Annotated in this window: 13 protein-coding genes; 5 read left to right on the forward strand and 8 right to left on the reverse strand. The window is 75.3% G+C overall.

Translation table 11 applies throughout. The features are described 5' to 3' along the window. Position 1: 1 nt before the first annotated feature. From EDD28_RS00560 to EDD28_RS00580, 5 genes are read right to left on the reverse strand one after another with little or no spacing between them, the layout of a single operon-like run. Positions 2 to 1,093 (reverse strand): FecCD family ABC transporter permease, encoded by a 1,092-nt coding sequence (locus EDD28_RS00560; protein WP_123737857.1) that lies wholly within the window; start codon positions 1,091 to 1,093, stop codon positions 2 to 4. Further along, positions 1,090 to 2,211 (reverse strand): FecCD family ABC transporter permease, encoded by a 1,122-nt coding sequence (locus EDD28_RS00565; RefSeq protein ID WP_123737858.1) that lies wholly within the window; start codon positions 2,209 to 2,211, stop codon positions 1,090 to 1,092. The genes EDD28_RS00560 and EDD28_RS00565 overlap by 4 nt, the downstream gene beginning before the upstream one ends. Further along, complete coding sequence (locus EDD28_RS00570; protein ID WP_123737859.1) at positions 2,208 to 3,182, reverse strand: hypothetical protein; 975 nt, start codon at positions 3,180 to 3,182, stop codon at positions 2,208 to 2,210. Before EDD28_RS00570 ends, EDD28_RS00565 begins: the two co-directional genes overlap by 4 nt. Positions 3,183 to 3,196: 14 nt before the next feature. Further along, on the reverse strand, positions 3,197 to 7,921 hold the full coding sequence (locus EDD28_RS17765) for an immunoglobulin domain-containing protein (RefSeq protein ID WP_245967852.1): 4,725 nt from the start codon (positions 7,919 to 7,921) through the stop codon (positions 3,197 to 3,199). Then, a complete protein-coding gene (locus EDD28_RS00580; protein ID WP_123737860.1) occupies positions 7,918 to 9,048 on the reverse strand; it encodes an iron-siderophore ABC transporter substrate-binding protein in 1,131 nt (376 codons plus the stop codon). Before EDD28_RS00580 ends, EDD28_RS17765 begins: the two co-directional genes overlap by 4 nt. A 273-nt stretch (positions 9,049 to 9,321) precedes the next feature. Between EDD28_RS00580 and EDD28_RS00585 the strand changes: the two genes are divergently transcribed. Then, complete coding sequence (locus EDD28_RS00585) at positions 9,322 to 10,017, forward strand: DsbA family oxidoreductase (RefSeq protein WP_123739841.1); 696 nt, start codon at positions 9,322 to 9,324, stop codon at positions 10,015 to 10,017. Between the two features lie 97 nt (positions 10,018 to 10,114). Here the strand turns inward: EDD28_RS00585 and EDD28_RS00590 are convergent, their stop codons facing one another. Both EDD28_RS00590 and EDD28_RS00595 read right to left on the reverse strand, forming a co-directional pair. Further along, the gene (locus EDD28_RS00590) at positions 10,115 to 11,317 is read right to left on the reverse strand and encodes a cation:proton antiporter (protein WP_123737861.1); all 1,203 of its coding nucleotides are present in this window, start codon (positions 11,315 to 11,317) and stop codon (positions 10,115 to 10,117) included. A 340-nt stretch (positions 11,318 to 11,657) separates the two neighbouring features. After that, complete coding sequence (locus EDD28_RS00595; RefSeq protein ID WP_123737862.1) at positions 11,658 to 12,335, reverse strand: TetR/AcrR family transcriptional regulator; 678 nt, start codon at positions 12,333 to 12,335, stop codon at positions 11,658 to 11,660. 78 nt (positions 12,336 to 12,413) lie between these two features. Here EDD28_RS00595 and EDD28_RS00600 point away from each other — a divergent pair, with 78 nt between their 5' ends. The 4 genes from EDD28_RS00600 to EDD28_RS00615 are packed head-to-tail and all read left to right on the forward strand — an operon-like array spanning position 12,414 to position 17,536. Then, positions 12,414 to 14,090 carry an ABC transporter substrate-binding protein gene (locus tag EDD28_RS00600; RefSeq protein ID WP_123737863.1) on the forward strand — a complete coding sequence of 559 codons (1,677 nt, stop codon included), beginning with the start codon at positions 12,414 to 12,416 and terminating at the stop codon, positions 14,088 to 14,090. Positions 14,091 to 14,121: 31 nt separating this feature from the next. After that, positions 14,122 to 15,123 (forward strand): ABC transporter permease, encoded by a 1,002-nt coding sequence (locus EDD28_RS00605; RefSeq protein WP_123737864.1) that lies wholly within the window; start codon positions 14,122 to 14,124, stop codon positions 15,121 to 15,123. Beyond that, positions 15,120 to 15,926 carry an ABC transporter permease gene (locus EDD28_RS00610; RefSeq protein ID WP_123737865.1) on the forward strand — a complete coding sequence of 269 codons (807 nt, stop codon included), beginning with the start codon at positions 15,120 to 15,122 and terminating at the stop codon, positions 15,924 to 15,926. Before EDD28_RS00605 ends, EDD28_RS00610 begins: the two co-directional genes overlap by 4 nt. After that, positions 15,923 to 17,536: an ATP-binding cassette domain-containing protein gene (locus EDD28_RS00615; RefSeq protein ID WP_245967853.1), complete on the forward strand. Its 1,614-nt coding sequence runs from the start codon at positions 15,923 to 15,925 to the stop codon at positions 17,534 to 17,536. Before EDD28_RS00610 ends, EDD28_RS00615 begins: the two co-directional genes overlap by 4 nt. 27 nt (positions 17,537 to 17,563) lie before the next feature. Here EDD28_RS00615 and EDD28_RS00620 read toward each other — a convergent pair whose 3' ends face one another. Further along, positions 17,564 to 18,796, reverse strand: a complete 1,233-nt coding sequence (locus EDD28_RS00620; protein ID WP_123737866.1) for a DUF4349 domain-containing protein — start codon at positions 18,794 to 18,796, stop codon at positions 17,564 to 17,566. Between the last annotated feature and the right edge of the window lie 5 nt (positions 18,797 to 18,801).

The raw sequence follows: 18,801 nt of genomic DNA on the forward strand, positions 1-18,801 counted from the left end.
GTCACAGCCGCTTCCTCTCGATCGCGAGCAGCCAGATCAGGTAGAGACCGCCGAGCGACCCGGTGATGACGCCGACCGCGAGCTCGGTCGGCGCGAACAGCCGGCGCGCGACGATGTCCGAGACGAGCACCAGCACGGCGCCCATGAGCGCGGAGCCGATCAGCCCGGTGCCGGGCGTCCGCGCCAGTCGCCGGACGAGGTGGGGAGCGGCGAGCGCCACGAAGGCGATCGGCCCGGTCGAGGCCGTCGCGACGCCCATGAGCCCGACGCCGACGAGCACGAGCACGAGCCGCGACCGCTCGACGCGCACGCCCAGGCCGGTGGCCGTCTCGTCACCGAGCGGGAGCTGGGCGAGCGCGCGCGAGCACCCGATCGCGACGGGGGTGAGGACCGCGAGCGCGATCGCCACCGCCCGCGCCTCGGGCCACAGGGTGGCGTTGAGCGACCCGGCGAGCCACTGCGCGGCCGTCTGGGCCGCCTCGAGCGAGGCCTTCACGACGAGCAGCGCGTTGACGGCCCCGAGCGCGGCACCGACGCCGATGCCGACCAGCACGAGCCGGAACCCGGCGACGCCGGCCCGCCAGGACAGCCCGTAGACGATCGCGGCCGTGACGAGACCGCCGAGCAGCGCGGCGATCGCGACCGCGAGCGTTCCGCCGTCGAGCAGGATGATCTGGACGAGCGCCCCGGTCGCCGCACCGGTGGTGAAGCCGATGATGTCCGGGCTGCCGAGGGGGTTGCCGGACACGGTCTGGAAGATCGCGCCGCTCATCCCGAGCGCGGCACCGACCAGCAGCGCGCACACCGCGCGAGGCAGCCGCACCTCCCGCACGAAGTACTGGGCGAGCTGGTCGTCCGCCACCCCGAGGATCGAGGCGCCCACCTGGTCGAGGCCGATGCCGTAGTCGCCGATCATGATGCCGACGACGGCCGCGACGACGGCGGCCGCGACGAGCGCCGCGTTGACCTGCGCCGCCCGGGTGGCGAACCGGATCCCGGTCCGGCCCAGCCGCACGGTCGTGTGCCGGCGGCGGAGGCTGGCCGCGACGCCCCGAGCGAGCACGTCCCGGTCCGGGACGGACGCGACGCTCACAGCGCCGCGATCGTGCGTCGCCGCACGATGAGGACGAACACCGGGGCCCCGATGAGCGCGGCGATGATGCCGGCCGGCAGCTCCTCGGGGCGGACCAGGACCCGGGCGAGGACGTCGGCGGCGAGCAGCCAGACGGGGCCGAGCAACACGCTGAACGCGATCACCCAGCGCTGGTCGGAGCCGACCAGCCGCCGGGCGAGGAACGGAACGGCCAGGCCGACGAACGCGATCGGGCCGACCGCGGCCGTGGCGGCGCCGCACAGCAGCGTGATCGCCGCCATCGTCCCGGCCCGCGTCAGGCCGACGCGGACGCCGAGCGCCCGCCCGGTCTCCTCCCCCAGGGCGAGCGCGTTGAGCGCGGGCGCGAGCAGCAGCGCGACGACCAGACCGGCCAGCACGAACGGCGTGATCATCGACAGGATCGGGTAGAGCCGGCCCTCGAGCGATCCGGAGACCCAGTAGCGGAACTCGTTGTACGCGGTCTGGTCGCCCAGGATGATCGTCTGCGTGAGGGCCTGCAGCGCCGCGCTGATCGCGACACCGGCCAGCGCCAGCCGGACCGGGGTCGCGGCGTTGCGGTGCGACGTGCCGAGGGCGTAGACGGCCACGGACGCCAGCGCGGCGCCAGCGAACGCGAACCACAGGTAGAACCCGATGCCGCTCACGCCGGTGAGCGCGACGACGAGCACGACGGCGATCGACGCACCCGCGTTGACGCCGAGGATGCCGGGGTCGGCCAGCGGGTTCCGGGTGAGGGACTGCATGAGGCCGCCGGCCACCCCGAGCGCGGCGCCGACCACGATGCCGAGCAGCGTCCGCGGGACACGCAGGCCGTGGACGACCGTCGCGTCCATCGATCCGTCCGGGTGCCGCAGCAGCTCCCACGCCCGGCCCACCGGGATCGGGTTCGAGCCGACCGAGAGCGAGAGCAGGACCGCGACGGCCAGCGCCGCCAGCGTGAGGACGAGGACGCCGGCCTTGACCGCACCGGGACGGGTGATCGTCGGCGGGCCAGGGCGCACGGGTGGTGGCACGGACGCCCCGGGCGCCGCGTCGCTCGCCCCCGGCGTGACGACGAGGACGGTCTCCCCGGTCGCCTCCTCGCTCGGCCCGATCATTCCCCGCTGCCAGCCGCGGGCGCGCTCCGGCGCCGCTTGGCCAGCGCCCAGCCGAGCAGCGCCGCCGCCACGAGGACGGCTCCGCCGAGCACGACGATCCCGACGACGGGGACGCTCGAGGCCGGCGGCTGCTCGGCGACGACGACCGGGGCGACGGAGCCGTCGGCCGACGCGTCCTGCGTCGCCGCGAGCTCCTCGGCCGTCTCCGCCGGGGTGTCCTCGGTCGAGGTCACCGTCGGCTCCGCGCTCGGGGCGGCCTCCTCGCCCAGGTCGAGGGTGACCGATCCGCCGGCCGCGTCCTCACCGGACGCGGCACCGGCACCGCCGGACGCCCCGTCCGCTGCTCCGCCCGCGGCGCCGGACCCGCCGGCGGCCCCGGCCGCGCCGGTGTCACCGCCACCGCCCGTCCCGTCGGCTCCCCCGCTCGCGCCGGCGACGACCGTGAAGTCGTTGCCACCGCGGCGCGTGTAGCCCTCGTAGCCGAGCTTCTCGCCGGTCACGGAGTCGAAGACGTCCCCCGTGGCGAGCATGCGCAGCCAGTGGGCACCCTCGGCGAGGTCGGGCACGATGATCGACCCGCTCGCGTAACCGGTGGCGTCGAGCGCCTGGGTCGCGTAGACGCAGGCGCCGTGGGAGGTGTCGGAGCACATCTGTCCGTCGTCGATCTTGATGTAGACCGTCTCGTTCGCCGGGTACCCGGACACCTCGAAGTACAGCCGGTCGCCTGGCCGGACCTCGGTCGGCCAGACGCGGGAGGAGGTGCCCGGCGTCTCCGGTCCCGGACCGTCCGGCGGGAGCGCGAGCGCCGCACCGCCGAGGCCGAGCACGGCGCCCGCCGCCCCGACCAGGACCGCGAGGAGCAGGGCGAGCAGTCGCCCCGGCCCGCGTCTGGCGACGCGGCGCCCCCCGCGGGTCCGCGCGGCGGTCGTCGCGCGCGTGGTCGTCGTGCCATCGGTCGTGTGGTGGATCATGTCGTCCGGCCTCCTCAGGCGGGCTTCGTCGTCGGTGCGGGACCGCGCAGCGTGATCGCCGCGGCGCCGGCGCCGGCCAGCACGAGGAGCGCGAGACCGACGAGGATCAGGGTCGGCGTCGGGTCCTGCGCGCCCGCGACGGCGCCGGGCGTGCCAGCGGTCAGGGCGGCCACCGGGTCCGGGTCCGCCTGGTCGTCGGTCCTCTCCGCCTCGGCCGCGGCTGCGAGCGGCTGCGGACCGTTGACGGCGAGCCAGCCGACGAGCGTCCCGGTGGCGTCGGTGATGGTGAGGCGGTGCAGGCCGTCGGGGAGGGTGCCGAGCCGCACGGTGAACGTGTGGTCGGCCCCGACCTGGACCCAGTCGACCGGGATCACCCGGCCGTCCTCCGTGTACAGGTGGAGGAAGACCCACGCCCCGCCCGGCACGCCGGGGAGCGTGACGACCAGGCCGTCCTCGGTCTCGACGGCGGTGACGTCGCCGACGTTCGTGTCGTCGAGGTCCGTGTACGCCCCGACCGGGGCCGGGGCCGGGTCGGCCGGTCGCGGCTGGGCCGCGCCGAGGACCTGAGGGGCCGTCCGGATGGTCGTGCGGGGGCGGGTGAGGGCGCCCGACGACGCCTTCCCGGCGCCGTCGACCGGCTGCTGCGTGACCGGCGGCGGGGCGGTCTCGGGGGCGAGCACCGTCACCGTCGTCCAGCCGAGCAGCGCGCCCGTGCGGTCCTGGACGGACAGCCTGTTCGTCCCGACCGGGAGCGTCACCCCGGCGAGCGGCAGGGCGATCCGGCCCGTCGCGTCCACCTGGAACCAGCGCGCGCCCCACGGGAAGCGCGGCGACATCTCGTCGTAGACGTTCGCGTACACCCAGTCCCCCGGGGCCGCGGCGGGCACGGTGACGAGCCAGCGCGTCGCCTCCTGCGTCACGCTCACCCCGCCCCGCGTCGCCTGGGTGAGGTCCTGCGTCGCGTGCGGCGGGTCGGGCGCGAGCGTCGGCTCGCCCGGCGTCGCGTTGGACGTGTCGCACGTCTCGCAGACCACCGTGAACTCGGGCGTCTGCATGGTGCGCGAGGCCTCGCGGACGCCGCCGTAGTACGGGTCGCCGGCCAGCGTCGCGGTCATGATGCGCAGCGTGTACGCCCCCTCCCCGAACGCCGGCGTCGAGCTGGTCCGGTCCGGCAGGGGGACCTGGACGTCGAAGCTGCCGTCGTCGGCCGCCTCGATGACGTACCAGATGGTCTTGTTCGTCCGGCAGATGCCGGCGGCGCACAGCCCCGTCTCCTCGCCGAGCTCGGCGTTGAAGACCCTGGCGGAGCCGCTGCCCTTGTGCGAGAACGCACCGTCGTTGATCTTGATGGCGATGTAGGAGCCCTTGCCGGTGACGGTGTTGCACCACTTCTCGCCGGTGAGCCGGATGGTCCCGCCGACGTTCGCCGCTGGCACGGCCATGCCGGGCGCGAGCTGGTAGGTCGCCTCGGCTGGCGTGGCCGTGCAGCCCTCGGTGACGGGCGCGGTCCACGGCGTCCCGTCCACCGTCAGCGGCCGGGAGGTCCACTCGCGCGCCACGTCGCCGAGCGCGGTGCCGTCGTCGCGCGTCGTGAGCCGGACCGCGACGTAGGAGCCCGCCGTCACCTCCGCCGGCAGGTCGAGGCTCGCGTCGAGCACGCCGTCGGCGCGCACGTGGACGCGCTGCCAGATCGTCGGGTCGGCCGGATCGTCGTGCGGGTCGTCCGCGGTGCCGGCGCGCCGGTACGGCGTGCCGTCGGAGTCCAGGAGCCGGACGTCGACGACGGAGCCCGCCGCGCGGTCCTTCGTCAGCCAGCCCGTCCCGGTGAGCTGGACGGGCAGCCCCGAGTCCGCGGTGGACGGCACCCAGGCGGTCGCGTGGTCGCCGGCGACGGCGGAGTGGTACGTCTCGTGCGGGTACACGGGCTCGGTCACCGGGATCGGGTCGGCGAGGTCCTCGACGACCGTGAAGAGCAGCGTCGAGCCGCGCTGGACGTCAGCCGGCGAGCTCAGCAGCGACCCCGACAGCATGCGGACGGCGTGGGTCGTGCCGGGCGCGAAGCGCGCGTCGAGCTCGGCCCGGGTGAAGCTCGCGCCGCCGTCCGAGGCGGGCGAGACGGTGGCGAGCGTCGGCCACGGGATGGTCGCGGTCCACGTGCCGTCGCTCGCCGCCTGGACCATCGCGTGCGTCCGGCGGTCGTCGACCGGCTTGCCCGTGATCGGGTTCGTCACGGGCCGCTTGACGTAGACGGTGCTCGGGTCGCCCGAGTAGAGCGCGTCGAGGAAGAAGTTGACGACCGAGCCGGTGCGCCCGTCCGTCGCGAGGTAACCGCGGGTGCCACGGATCACGATGTCCTCGCCGACGACGACCCGCTCGGGTCCGGTGAAGCAGAACGGCTCGCCCGCGTGGCCGGCGGGACCGTAGGAGAGCCCGCAGTACTCGCGGACGTTCGCCCGCGCGGTCACCGTCAGCGAGGCGGGGTCGGTCACGACGCCCTCGGTGGTGCCGGGGTTGGTGAACCGCGCGCGGTAGCGCCACTCGGCGTCGTCGGCCACGACGGGTCCGAGCGGGTAGACCGACGCGGTGGCGCCGCGGATCGTCTCCCACGTGACGCCGTCCCGGCTGCGCTCCCACTGGGTCGTGATCTCGGCACCGGCCGCCGTCGCGGTGAACCGCGCCGTCTCCCCCGCCTCGACGCTCTGGTCGGTCGGCTGCGTCGTGATCGCGATGCCGCTGGCCGCGACCCTCAGGGTGGCGGCCTCGCTCGTCGCCGTGCCCGCGCTGTTCGTGAACACGGCTCGGTACCGCGTGCCCGACCGGGCCGTGGTGAGGTCGGTCAGGGTCAGCGTCTCGGTGGTGGCACCGGCGAGCTCGACCCACGGGCCGCCGGGCTGGCTGGACTCCCAGCGCACGGACGGCGCGGGCGTGCCGGACGCGGCGGCGGTGAACGTCGCGGTCTCCCCCGCGGTCACGGAGGCATCGGCCGGCTGCACCGTGACGACGGGGGCGGTGGCCGGGTCCGTCGCGCTCCCGACGACGGTGAAGCGCACCGTGATGCCGCGCTGGTAGTCGCCGGCAAGCTGGGACCCCGTCAGGATGCGCACCATGTGCTGCGTCCCCGGCGCCCAGCTCGTCGCGAAGAACTCCGCGTCCCTCGTGGTGTTCGTCTCGTCCGGCCACGGGATCTCGACCCGGAACGTGCCGTCGGCGTTCGCCTGGACGAGCGCGTGCGAGCGCTTGTCGGCGAACACCTCCCCCGTCACCGGGTGGACGATGTCGCGCGTCGAGAGCAGCGTGCTCGGGTCGCCCGAGTACGAGGCGTCGATCATGAACATCGCGACCGAGCCCTGCGCGCCGTCCGGGTGGACGTAGCTGCGCCCCTCGATGACGATCGGCTGGCCGGCCACGACGGCGTTCGGCGCACTCACGCTGAACGGCGTCGGGGTCGTCCCCTCCGGCCCGTACGACTCGCCCGTCACCGTCACCGAACCGCGGGTGTCCAGACGCTCGGTCACCCGCAGCTGCGCGGGGTAGGAGGTGGTGGAGCCGGCGTCGCTGGTGACGACGACGCGGTAGAACGTGCCGTGGTCGCCGGGTCGGACGTCCGGGACCACGAGCGTCGCCTGCGTCGCGCCGTCGACCGCGGCCCACGTGCTGTCGTCGGGCTCGCCGTTCGGGAGCGCGGTCCGGGTGGACTCCCACCGCGTGACGGCGGGCGTCTCGCTGGTCGCGGTCACGGTGAACGTGGCGTCCTCGCCGACGCGCACGGTCTGGCCGACCGGGTGCGCGGTGATGGTCGGCTTCGCCGCGATGGTGAGCTTCGCGGGGTCGGTCGCGACCGTCGCCCCGGCGTCGTCGGTGAACACCGCGCGGTACCAGCGGTTGCCCTGGTGCGGGGTGGCGCCGGCGGTCACGGTGAGCGTCGCCCTGTTCTCACCGGCGAGGTCGACCCACCGGTCGCCCGCCGGCGGGCCGGACGCCGACAGGCTCGCGCTGCGCTGCCACTGGATCCTCGCCTGGCCGACGCCGCCGGTGGCGGCGGCCCGGAACTGGGCCTGGGCACCGGTGGCGACGCTGACGTCGGACGGGTGGCTGGTCACGACGAGGCCGGCGGCGAGCGTCGAGACCCGACCCTCGCCGGAGGACGGGGCCGGCGCGGCGGCGGGGGTGGGCGCGGCCTCGTCGGTCTCGGCGGACTCCGCGGGTGCCGGGGGCGCGGCGGTCCCGGGGTCCTCGGCTGCGACCTCCTCGGCGGGCACCAGCTCGGCTGGCGTCTCCTCGGCCGGGGTCACGGTGAGCAGCGCGGGCTCGGAGGTGACGACGGTGCCGTCGGCGCCGGCCACCTGGACGCGGTAGGTCCCCTGCGCCGCGGCGTCGGCCGCGGGCAGCGTCAGCTCGGCGGTGAGCGCGCTCGGGTTCGCCGCCGCGTCGACGTCGTGCCAGGCGGTCTCGTCGGCTGCGGCGACGTCCTCGCCGTCCGCGAGCACCTGCCAGCGGTAGCCGGCGGCGTCGGCGGCCACGACGTCGAGCACGGCGTCGTCGCCCGCGGTGACCGTCACGGCCAGCGGCTGGCGGGTAATCGCGACGCCGTCGGGCGCGGCGAGCGCGACCGGGGCGCCGGCGACGAGGACCACGAGCGCGAGCAGCATCCCGATCGTCGAGCGCAGCGCGGTCGCGGAGCGGGTCGTCGGGAGCTTCGCGAACGGACGGGTGGCGGGCTGGCCGGGGTGCGGGGTCACAGGAGCGTCTCCTCGATGAACTCGACGATCCCCGTCATGAGGATCGGACCGCCCGTCGACGTCCACAGCGAGCCGTCGACGAGGATGACGTGGCCGTCGCGGTAGGCCTTGAGATCCGTGAAGCCCGGGGTCCCGACGGCCTCGTCGTACGCCTGCTGGGCGCCGGTGATGTCGGCCGTGCCGCCCGCGACGGGGTTGTCGACGCTCGAGCCGCCGAGCGTGCCGAAGAACATGTAGTCGGCGTCGGCGTCGGCGAGGTTCTCCAGCGAGATCGGCTCGGAGTGGCCCCGGCCCTCGCGGTCCTGCGCGGGCGGACGCGCCAGCCCGAGCTCGTCCAGCGCCATCCCGGGCGGCAGCTCCTTGAGGATGAGCGAGGCGTTGGAGCCCTGCCAGCGCACGATCGAGAACGTCTTGTCGTCGTAGCCGGCCTCCCGCAGCCGCCCGCCGACGTCGGCGACGAGGGTGTCGAAGTCGCCGAGGACCCGCTCGGCCTCGTCGGAGCGGTTGAGCGCGTTCGCGACGTTGCGGAAGGTGGTGCGCCACTCCGCGCCGGCGTAGCCGACGAAGTAGACCGGGGCGATCTTCTCCATGATGGCGATCGACTCGGGGTTGTTGCCGCCCGAGGCATAGGTGAGGATCAGGTCCGGCTTCAGCGCGGCGATCGCCTCGAAGTTGAACTGCGCGACCGTGCCGACGGCCGGGATGCCCTCCGCTCGGTCGAGCAGGTAGTTCGGCATCGTGCTCTGGCCGCGCCCGTTGACCGAGCCGACGGGTGTCACGCCGAGCGCGAGCGCACCGTCGAGGGTCGGCTCGGAGAGCGTCACGACGCGCAGCGGCTCCGCCGGGACGACGACCGGGTCGTGCCGGACGTCCTCGACGACGCGGACGGGGGTGCCGTCCGCGACGCCGGGGACCCCCGCTGCGGGTCCCTCAGCCCCGATCTCGGTCTCCTCCGGGCCGATCCCGGCGGCGGACGCAGAGGCGCCGGCGGCCGGCGAGCCGGCGGCGGCCGAGGCGCCGCCGTCGTTGCCGGGCGTGGTCCCGGGGACGCCGCAGCCGGTGAGGGCGAGCAGGGCGCCGAGGACGAGCGCCCCCAGGCTCGCCCGAGCGCGCACGGAGAACTGCATGGGTCGAAGGCTCCTGAGGGATGTGGGTGTCGATGCATCCGACTCCGACACATCTGATGTAACTGAGGTTAGGCATGACTTCCCTCTGTGGTCAAGGCGTCCGGCCGCGTCGTCTCGCCCCTCGACCCGCGGGCGGTCGCGGGCACGATCGCGGGTCGCGGGTCGCGGCCGCGGGTCGCGGCCGCGGTCGCGGCGCCCGGTGCCGACGCGCGTCGTCGCCGGGCGCCGGGGCGACGGCGGAATGGAACGGCGGCACGCGCGGTTGCGTCGAGCGTGAAGATCGACATCTGGTCCGACATCGCCTGCCCCTGGTGCTACATCGGCAAGCGCCGGTTCGAGCGCGCGCTCGCCGCGTTCGAGCACCGCGACGAGGTCGAGGTCGTCTGGCACTCCTACCAGCTCGACCCGACGCTGCCCGAGCACTACGACGGCACCGAGGCCGCCTACCTCGCCACGCGCAAGGGGCTGCCGGAGGAGCAGGTCCACCAGATGTTCGCGCACGTCGCGCAGCAGGCGGCCGGCGAGGGCCTGGACTACGACTTCGACGCACTCGTCGTCGCCAACTCGATGCGCGGCCACCAGCTCCTCCACCTCGCCCGGGAGAGCGGCGTCGCCGACCAGGTCAAGGAGGCGCTGCTGCGGACGCACTTCGTCGAGGGCGGCGACATCGGCGACGAGGAGGTGCTCGTGCGGATCGGCGTCGCCGCGGGCCTGGCGGAGCAGGACGTCCGCGACGAGCTGGCCTCCGGCTCGCGGATCCCCGCGGTGCGCGCGGACGTCGCCGAGGCCGCGGCGCTCGGCATCCAGGCCGTGCCGACGTTCGTCCTCGACATGACCTACGCGGTCTCGGGCGCGCAGCCGAGCGAGGTCTTCGCGACCGCGCTGGAGCAGGCGTGGGCCGCGTCGCGGCCCCGGCTCCAGCAGCTCGCCGACGGCGACGCCTGCGGCCCGGACGGCTGCGCGATCTAGCGGCCCCGGCCCGCTGGTCGCCCCGGCTGGACGGTCGCGCTCACGCGCTGGTCGGCCCGACAGCCGTGCGACCCGGGCCGCACGGCGGGCCGCCGGGTCAGGCCGCCGTCGCGCCGACGGCCGCGTCCCTGGCGGCGGGACCGCGGATGCCGCGCAGGGCAAGCACCGGGTAGAGCGAGACCGTGAGCAGCCCGCCCCCGACGAACGCCGCGGCCACGGCCGGGCTCAGCGCGCCCGACTCCTGCCCCATCGTCGCGAGCACCGTGACGAGCGAGATCGCCGAGGCGGCCAGCAGCCCGAGCCGGCGCGCCTGGTCGTCGCCGAGGACCCCACGGTAGGCGACGAACGACGGCAGTCCCCGGCACACGAGGAACGCCAGCGCGAAGGCGGGGACGAGGGTGAAGGTCCACGGGCTCGCGACCATCGCGTGGATGTCGATCTTCATGCCGCAGACGATGAAGAAGATCGGGACGAAGAAGCCGAACCCGACGGCCTCGATCTTGCCCTCGAACAGCCGGACGTCGCCGGCCTCGCGATCGATCCCGACCGCCTGGCGCACGACGAGCCCGGCACAGAAGGCTCCGAGCAGCGCGTCGATGCCGAGGTCGTCGGCGACGATGACGAAGAACACGACGGCGAGGATCGCGACGCGGACCGGGAGCTGGGACGGGTTGTGCAGCCCGGCCGCGAGCGCCCGGCGCAGTCGCGGCCAGGGGAACCGGCGCACCGCCCACATCCAGCCGAGGACGAGCAGCGCGAACACCGCGAGGAAGCCGAGCGTCGGCAGCGGCCCAGCCGAGTCGGTGAGGAACACCGAGATGAGCACGATCGGGCCGAACTCCCCGAGCGTGCCGACCGACATGGTGGCCCGGCCGAGCGGGAGCTCGAGGACGCGGCGGTCGCGCAGGATCGGCACGAGGGTGCCGAGCGCCGTCGTGCTCAGCCCGATCGCGATGAGGACCGCCGTGTCGACGCTGCTGACGAGGGCGACGACGACGCCGACGATCCCAGCGAGCACCAGCGAGGCGAGCCACGAGCCGCCCGAGCGGCGCAGCGCCGGTCCGCGGAAGTCGGCCAGGTTGACCTCGGTGCCCGCGACGAACATGAGCAGGGCGATGCCGACGCTCGCGAGCTCGTCGACGAGCCCGACGGGTTGGGCGAGGCCGAGCAGCGCGGGACCGATGAGCAGACCCAGCAGCATCTCGAAGATGACGCCGGGCACGACGCGTCGCGTCGCGACGGACAGCAGCGGTGCGACGACGGCGGCGACCGCGACGAGGAACAGCGAGCTGAGGGGCACGGCCCCACGCTAGCGGCGGGGCCGTGCGGCGGGGAGGCCGAGCGGGACCCCGTGGTGGCGCCGGACGCGCGGTGGCCACCGGAGAGCCGGATGACCGAACCTGTCCGGCCCAGCGGTGGACACAGACTGCGCGGTGGCCACGCCTGAGCCGGATGACCGCCGCGGCCGGCCCAACGGTGGACACGGACTGCGCCGTGGCCACACCTGAGCCGGATGACCGCCGCAGCCGGCCCAACGGCGGACACGGACTGCGCCGTGGCCACACCTGAGCCGGATCGCGGAACCCATCCGGCCCAGCGGTGGACACGGGTTGCCCGGCGTCCACACCGGAACCGGCCAGCTAGCAGCGGGTCCCCGCGTCGAGACCCGTCGCGGCGCCTGGGCCGAGGCAGTCGAGCGCTCGCGCCAGGACCGCCGGCAGCGCGGGACGCCCGACACCGGCGAGCGACCACTCGCGCACGGCGGCGAGCAGGGCGCCCGCGAGCGCCGTTGCCCGCACCTGGGCCGCGAGCTGGTCCGACACCGCGGTGCGCAGGTGGACGGCCAGCGCGTCGCGGACGGCCACGAGCCGGCGGGCCTCGGCGAGGCGCAGGTCCTCCCCCAGGCCCATCGCGCCGGCCTGGGTGTACGCGAGCGCGACGTTCTCGGGCGGCAGGTCGGCCGCGAGCGTGGCCAGGGCGGCGCGCGCCTGCGCCTCGCGACTCTCCACGTCGCCACCCGTCGCTACATCGCCACCGATCCCGACATCGTGACCGACCCCGCCGTCCGCCACCTCCTCCCGCAACCGGGCGAGCGTCGCGCGCAGCCGCTCGACGCCGTCGTCGAACCGCGCCCAGAGCAGGTCGGACTTGGACTCGACGTAGTTGAAGAACGTCGACCGGCTCACCCCCGCGCGGGACGTGATGTCCGCCACGGACGTCGCGTCGTACCCCTGTTCGAGGAACAGCTCGCACGCCGCCTCCTCCAGGATCTCCCGGGACGCGGCGCGCGGTCGACCGGCGCGGCGCGGGGTGTCCATGGCTCAAGGCTACGACGTCGACGATCCGCGACGCCTATTGTTGGACTGCGATCAACAACCCTCTCCGGAAGGCCACCCGTGCGCCGTCTCCCGCTCCTCGCCGTCGCGTCGGCCGCGACAGCCCTCGTCCTCGCCGCGTGCTCCGGCTCGCCCGCGCCCGACCCGTCGTCGCCCTCGGACGCGGCGAGCGGCGGCTCGACCGCGTCCGACGGCACGGACGCCCCCACGCAGGCGGGCGGGACGCTCGTCTACGCCAGCGGTGACGCCGAGCCGACCTGCCTCGACCCGCACGTCGGCGGCAACTACCCGCAGGCGCTCATCTCGACCCAGTACCTCGAGCCCCTCGTCGGCCGGGCAGCCGACGGCACGACGACGCCGTGGCTCGCGACCGAGTGGACGGTCAGCGAGGACGGCCTCACCTGGGACTTCACGCTCGCCGAGCGCACCTTCACCGACGGCACGCCGTTCGACGCGGCGGCCGTCAAGGCCAACATCGAGCACCTGCAGGACCCCGACACGGGCTCGTCGACGGGTTACCTCGCCGTCGAGAAGGTCACCGAGGTGGAGGTCGTCGACGACCGTCACGCGCGCTTCCACCTCTCCGAGCCGGACGCGGCGCTCCTGGAGTCGCTCGCCCAGCAGTGGACGGCCATCCAGTCCCCGACCGGGCTGGCGCGCGGCATGGAGGAGAACTGCCTCGCCCCCGCGGGCACGGGCCCGTTCGTCGTCACGGGATGGACGCCGCAGCAGCAGGTCGACCTCGTCGCCAACCCGGACTACGTCGACGCGACGGGCGAGGCGGCCCCGCCGCTGCTGGACGGGATCACGTGGCGGTTCGTCCCGGACGCCGCGACCCGGTACGCCGCGCTGGTCTCGGGCGAGGTCGACGTCATCGACAACCCGCAGCCGGACACGATCACGGCCGCCGAGGCCGACGCGTCGCTCGGCATCGAGCACATCGACAACCCGCGGCCCGGCAGCGTCAACCGGATCGAGCTGAACTCCGGGCAGACGCCGTTCGACGACATCCGCGTGCGCGAGGCGTTCATCCGCTCGGCCAACCCCGGCCCGGGCATCGAGGCGCTGTTCTCCAGCACCGCCGTCCCGTCGTTCTCCCCCCTCTCCAGCGTCGAGCCGGTGGCGGTCTCCCGCGAGGAGCAGTTCACCTACGACCTCGACGCGGCGAACACCCTCCTCGACGAGGCCGGCTGGACCGAGCGCGACGCCGACGGCTACCGCACGAAGGACGGCGCCCGCCTGAGCGTCCGGTTCCCCGTGAGCACGAACCAGTCGGTCCCGGCCGAGCAGGCGCTGTTCCAGCAGATCCAGGCGAACGTCAAGGAGGCCGGCTTCGAGGTCGTCCTCACCCCGCTCGACCTCGGGGCCTGGTACGCGGCCCTCGGCGCGCACGAGTACGAGGCGGTGTCGGCGCCGTACACGAAGGTGGGGCCGGACGTCCTGCGGATCCTGTACCACTCCAGCGGCACCGAGCCGGCGCCGTCCGGCTACTTCGCGAACCACGCCTACGTCCGGGACGCCGAGCTCGACGCGCTCCTCGACGAGGCCTCCGCCACGCAGGACGCGGCCCAGCGGGCCGACCTGCTCGAGCAGGCGCAGGTCCGCATCCTCGAGGGCTACTACATCCTCCCGCTGTACGACCAGCAGAACCACTTCCTGGTCCGCGGTGTCACGGGCATCGACACGTCGAACCCGGTCGCGACGCTCTCCTTCCAGACCGCGTCGCTCACCGACTGACGCGCGTCCCACCCGCCCCACCGCACGATCGATGACGACGACGCCCGGCCCGTCGCGCCGCGCCCTCCTCCGGGTGGCGGCGCTGGCGGGCCGGGCGCTGCTCGTCGTCTGGGTGACGGCGACGGTCGTCTTCCTCGCGCTGCGCGCCGCGGGCGGCGACCCGGTCGAGGCCGTGCTCGGCGGGCCGGGATCGCAGGCCGGCCCCGAGGCCGTGGCCGCCGCGCGGGCGCAGTACGGTCTCGACCTCCCGATCTGGCAGCAGTACCTGCTCCAGCTGTGGCGTGTCCTGACGCTCGACCTCGGCGACTCCTACGCCCGGCGCACGCCGGTGCTCGACCTCGTGCTCTCGGCGCTCGGGCCGACGGCCGCGCTCGCGGTGTCCGCCCTGGTCCTCGGCTGGCTCCTCGCGCTGGGCGCCGCCTGGCTCGTCTCGTGGGCGCGCGCCGTCTCCGGCAGGCTGGCGCCGGTGGGCCGCGCCGTCGTCGCCGTGGTCCGCGGCTGGGAGGTGCTCGCCTCCGTCCTGCCGCACTTCTGGCTGGGGGCGGTGCTCGTCGCGCTGTTCGCCGTCGGCCTGCGCTGGTTCCCCGCGACCTCGACGCCCGGCTCGCTGGCCGGGCTCGTCCTGCCGACCGTCACGCTCGCGATCCCGCTGGCCGGGTTCCTCGGCCAGCTGCTCGGCGAGGGCGTGGGTGACGCGGAGTCGCGCCCGTTCGCGACGACCGCGCGAGCCCGCGGCGCCGGCCCCACGCGGGTGTTCGCGCGGCACACGCTGCGGCACGCCGCCATCCCGACGGTCGCGCTGACCGGGTGGGCGTTCGGCTTCCTTGTCTCGGGGGCCGTCGTGGTCGAGACGCTGTTCGGCCGGCCAGGGCTCGGCCGGCTGCTGGTCGACTCGACCCTCCAGCGGGACGTGCCGGTCGTCATGGGCGCCATCGTCGTCATCGCGCTCGTCTACGTGCTGCTCACGGTCGTGACGGAGGCCGTCGAGGGGCTGCTCGACCCGCGCGCGGCCACGACCGGAGAGGACCGATGAGGGCCCGGCTGCTCGGCGTCGCGGGGTGGGCGGCCCTCGCCGTCGTCGTCCTCCTGCTCCTCGCCGTCGCCGCACCCGACCTCCTCGCCCCGGGCGACCCGGACGCCACCGACGTCACCACCTCGCTCCACCCGCCCGGCTGGGGGCACCCGCTCGGCACGGACGAGCTCGGCCGCGACGTGTGGACCCGCGTCGTGCACGGGGCGCGGTCCTCCCTCGGCGTCGGCCTCGTCGCGACGACGATCGGCGTCGCGATCGCCCTCGTGCTCGGTCTCGCGGCCGGCCTCGGCCCGCGCTGGCTGTCGACGGTCGTCGCGCGCATCGTCGAGATCCTCTACGCCTTCCCGACGCTGGTCCTCGCGCTGCTGCTCGTCGCCGTGCGCGGCCCGGGGCTCGCGGCGTCCGTCCTCGCCGTCGGGATCGCCACGGCGCCCGGGTACGCACGGATCCTCCGGGCACGGGTGCGGGGCGTCGCCGTCTCCGGCTACGTCACGGCCGCGCGGCTCGAGGGCGCGGGGTGGTGGCGCCGCCTGACCCGGCACGTCCTGCCGAACACGCTGTGGCCGCTGGTCGTCGTCGTGACGCTCGGGATCGGGCAGGCCGTCGTCTGGGTCGCCGGTCTCGGCTTCCTCGGCCTCGGCGCGCTCCCGCCCGCGGCGGAGTGGGGGGCCATGCTCAACGCGGGTCGCGTCTACCTCACGACGGCGTGGTGGCTCAGCGTCGGGCCCGGTCTCGCGATCACGGTCACGGCAGCCGCGCTCACGGTGCTGGGGCGTGCGCTCGGGCGGGTGAGCCCGTCATGAGGACGCCGGGACGGTTCACGGGCATCGACATGACGACGGGGCAGCCGTCTCCGGTGCTCGACGTGCGCGGGCTGCGAGTCGCGTTCGACGCCGGCCGCGGTCGCCGGACGGACGTCCTGCACGGCGTCGACCTCACGGTGGCGGCCGGCGAGTGCGTCGCCGTGGTCGGTGCGTCCGGCGCCGGGAAGTCGGTGCTCGCGCGAAGTCTGCTCGGCCTCGCCGGCGAGGGCGGGGCGCGCGCACACGTGACGGCCGAGCGGCTCGCCCTCGCCGGGCGCGACCTCGCGCGCGCGTCCCAGCGGGCGTGGCGCCAGGTGCGGGGGCGCGCGGTCGGGCTCGTGCTCCAGGACGCGCTCGGCTCGCTCGATCCGCTCCGGACGGTCGGCGCCGAGGTCGCCGAACCGCTCGCGGTGCACCGCCTCGCGGCCGGAGCCGAGCGGACCGCGCGCGTCGAGACGGCCCTCGCGGACGCCGGGCTCGACCGGCCGCCGGTCCGGCGACGTCAGCGCTCGGAGGAGCTGTCGGGCGGGATGCGCCAGCGCGCGCTCGTCGCGTCGGCGATCGTGACGGCGCCGCCCCTCCTCGTGCTCGACGAGCCGACGACGGCGCTCGACGCCACGGTCGCCGTCGGCGTGCTCGACCTGCTCGCGCGGCTGCGGGACGCGGGCCACGGGCTGCTGCTCATCACGCACGACCTCGGCGCGGTGGCGCGGGTGGCCGACCGCGTCGTCGTGCTCGACGCCGGCCGCGTCGTCGAGCAGGGTCCGGCCGTGAGCGTCCTGACCTCCCCGGCGAGCGACGCCGCGCGCGGCCTGCTCGCCGCGCTCCCCCGCGGCCCGAAGCCCGTCGCGCGCGACGAGCCGACCGGACCGCCGCTGCTGGAGGGCCGCGGCCTCCGGCGCGTCTACCCGACGCCGGCCGGACCGATCGACGCCGTGCGTGACGTCGACCTGACGCTGCACGCCGGTGAGTCGCTCGGCGTCGTGGGCGAGTCGGGGTCGGGCAAGTCGACGCTGGCCCGGCTGCTCCTCGCGGCCGAGCGACCCGACGCGGGCGAGGTCACCCTCGCGGGCGCCCCGTGGAGCCCGGCGCCCGAGCGGCAGCGGCGGGGCCGACGCGCCTTCGTCCGGCTCGTCCCGCAGGACCCGCTGGGGGCGATGGATCCGCGACGCAGCGTCGGCCGCATCCTGCGGGACGCGGGTGCGGCGGACGACGCGGCCGTCGTCCGGCTGCTCGCGTCCGTGCGGCTGGAGCCGGCGACGGCCGGACGGATGCCCCGCAGCCTCTCCGGTGGACAGCGTCAACGCGTCGCGATCGCGCGCGCCCTGGCGACGGATCCCGGCGTGCTCGTGCTCGACGAACCGGTCTCGGCGCTCGACGTCCAGGTGCAGGCCGGCATCCTCGACCTCCTGGCGACGCTGCAGCGCGAGCGAGGGCTGGCGCTCGTGCTGGTCTCGCACGACCTCGCGGTGGTCCGTCGCACGTGCGACACCGTCGCGGTCATGAGCGGCGGGGAGATCGTGGAGCGCGGACCGGTCGAGCGGGTCTGGGCCCGGCCCGAGCACCCGGTGACGCGGGCGCTGCTCGCGGCAGCGCCCGCGCTCCCCTGAGGGCGGACCGGTCCCCGCGTCGATCCGCTAGTCCCGCGTCGAGGCCGGCGGCTCGGGCGCCTGCTCGGTCGGCGAGGGCTCGGGGGATGCCTCCGGGTGCGCCGACTCGTCGGCCGGGGTGGGCGAGGCCTCCGACGCGGGCGCGGAGGGCGCTGCCGTCGCCGCCGCCGTCGTCCCGGCTGGGGCGACGGGGTCGGACAGCCGTGCCGGGGTCGGCAGCTCGCTCCCACGGGGCGGGGTGGCGGCCGGGGCCGTCGGCTCCGACACCCGCGCGGACGGCTCCGCCGGGGTGGACGGCGACGCGGGGGCCGGCGACGCGACCGTCGTGATGGTGACGGGCGTGGCCGGGCGGCGCGCGCGGAGCCAGCGCCGGCCGAGGATCCACGCGCCGCCGATCACGGCGACCACGAGCAGCCACGGGATGATGAACCCGACCACGACGAGCACGCCCGTGACGGTCGCGACGAGGCTGGTCCAGCCGGACGCGACCCCGCCGGTGAAGCCCGGTGGCGGGGAGACCGGGATCTGGTCCGGCATCGAGACGTGGAGCGTGATCGTGGCCATCTCGACGGCGTCGCTGTAGCCCTTGCGCATCGTGAGGAGCTGCTCGAGCTCCGTCTGACGCTGGGTCAGGGTCTCCTCGGCGCTGATGATGTCGGCGGTCGTGGTCGCCCCGGCGAGCAGCTCCTCGAGGCGCTCGATGGAGAGCTCCTTGGCCGTGATCCGGGCGTCGAGGTCGACCACCTGGGCCGTCACGTCCTCGGACGTGAGCTGGCTCTCCACGACGTCGACGGCGTCGCCCACCTGCGCGAGGATCTCGGTCAGGTGGTCGCTCGGGATCCGCGTCGTGAGGTCGGCCGAGGGGTGGCGGTACTCGGACGCCGTGACGATCTGCTGGGACTCGATCCGCCCGCCCACGGCGTCGATGATCCCGACCAGCTTCGTGGCCGCGGCGACCGGGTCGTCGGACGTGGCGTACACGTAGCCGGTCTGGATGACGCTGCGCTCGGCGCCGCTCACCCCGCCGGGGAGGCCGGGGTCGACCGGCATGTCGCCGGCCTCGGGGGCGTAGTACTCGCCACCGTCCGCGGCCGAGTCGTAGGCGGCGCCACCGCTGTCGGTCCCGCCGCTCGAGCAGGCGCCGACGAGCGCGGCCGAGACCGCGAGCGAGAGGCCGACGAGGATGCGGCGACGTGGACGGCCGCGCGCCGGGGCGGCGCCTGCGGACGTGCGGGCTGGGACGGTCGTGGTCAGGGACATCGGGA

The sequence above is a fragment of the Salana multivorans genome, assembly GCF_003751805.1.
Classification (GTDB): domain Bacteria; phylum Actinomycetota; class Actinomycetes; order Actinomycetales; family Beutenbergiaceae; genus Salana; species Salana multivorans.

What these genes read in the sequence shown, in the direction of transcription:
- EDD28_RS00565 (WP_123737858.1), bottom strand. Translation starts at nt 2,211, where the DNA reads ATGATCGGGCCGAGCGAGGAGGCGACCGGGGAGACCGTCCTCGTCGTC.
- EDD28_RS00605 (WP_123737864.1), top strand. Translation starts at nt 14,122, where the DNA reads ATGACGACGACGCCCGGCCCGTCGCGCCGCGCCCTCCTCCGGGTGGCG.
- EDD28_RS00615 (WP_245967853.1), top strand. Translation starts at nt 15,923, where the DNA reads ATGAGGACGCCGGGACGGTTCACGGGCATCGACATGACGACGGGGCAG.
- EDD28_RS00620 (WP_123737866.1), bottom strand. Translation starts at nt 18,796, where the DNA reads ATGTCCCTGACCACGACCGTCCCAGCCCGCACGTCCGCAGGCGCCGCC.
- EDD28_RS00570 (WP_123737859.1), bottom strand. Translation starts at nt 3,182, where the DNA reads ATGATCCACCACACGACCGATGGCACGACGACCACGCGCGCGACGACC.
- EDD28_RS00595 (WP_123737862.1), bottom strand. Translation starts at nt 12,335, where the DNA reads ATGGACACCCCGCGCCGCGCCGGTCGACCGCGCGCCGCGTCCCGGGAG.
- EDD28_RS00610 (WP_123737865.1), top strand. Translation starts at nt 15,120, where the DNA reads ATGAGGGCCCGGCTGCTCGGCGTCGCGGGGTGGGCGGCCCTCGCCGTC.
- EDD28_RS00580 (WP_123737860.1), bottom strand. Translation starts at nt 9,048, where the DNA reads ATGCAGTTCTCCGTGCGCGCTCGGGCGAGCCTGGGGGCGCTCGTCCTC.